A 1,060-nucleotide genomic window follows, 5' to 3' on the forward strand; every position below is an offset into this window, starting at 1 on the left:
CAGTCCAGGAGGACATAGAAGTGGCGAAGGCGAAGTTCGAGCGGACGAAGCCGCACGTCAACATCGGGACCATTGGTCACGTTGACCACGGCAAGACGACACTGACCGCGGCTATCACCAAGGTCTTGCACGACAAGTACCCGGACCTGAACGAGTCGCGCGCATTCGACCAGATCGACAATGCGCCCGAAGAGCGTCAGCGCGGCATCACCATCAACATCTCCCACGTTGAGTACCAGACCGAGAAGCGGCACTACGCGCACGTCGACGCCCCGGGGCACGCCGACTACATCAAGAACATGATCACCGGCGCCGCCCAGATGGACGGTGCGATCCTGGTGGTGGCCGCCACCGACGGTCCAATGCCGCAGACCCGGGAGCACGTGCTGCTGGCCCGTCAGGTCGGGGTGCCCTACATCCTCGTCGCGCTCAACAAAGCCGACGCGGTCGACGACGAGGAGCTGCTCGAGCTCGTCGAGATGGAGGTCCGCGAGCTGCTGGCCGCCCAGGAGTTCGACGAGGAGGCACCGGTCATTAGGGTGTCCGCACTCAAGGCCCTTGAGGGCGACGAGAAGTGGGTCAAGTCCATCGAGGAACTGATGGACGCCGTCGACGAGTCCATCCCGGATCCGGTGCGCGACACCGAAAAGCCGTTCCTGATGCCCGTCGAGGACGTGTTCACCATCACCGGCCGTGGCACCGTGGTGACCGGCCGTGTCGAGCGCGGCGTGATCAACGTCAACGAGGAAGTCGAGATCGTCGGCATCCGTCCGGAGACCACCAAGACCACGGTCACCGGCGTGGAGATGTTCCGCAAGCTGCTCGACCAGGGCCAGGCCGGTGACAACGTCGGTCTGCTGCTGCGCGGCGTCAAGCGTGAGGACGTCGAGCGCGGCCAGGTGGTCACCAAGCCTGGCACCACGACACCGCACACCGAGTTCGAGGGCCAGGCCTACATCTTGAGCAAGGACGAGGGCGGCCGGCACACGCCGTTCTTCACCAACTACCGTCCGCAGTTCTACTTCCGCACCACCGACGTGACCGGTGTGGTGAGCCTGCC

The 1,060-nt window shown here is 64.6% G+C and carries 1 protein-coding gene; it reads left to right on the forward strand.

The features are described from left to right. Nucleotides 1-20: 20 nt before the first annotated feature. On the forward strand, nucleotides 21-1,060 hold a 1,040-nt coding region (gene tuf / locus AC2VOP_RS01945), incomplete at its 3' end, for an elongation factor Tu (RefSeq protein ID WP_486959399.1).

The sequence above is a fragment of the Mycobacterium sp. TH-M106 genome (assembly GCF_057473765.1).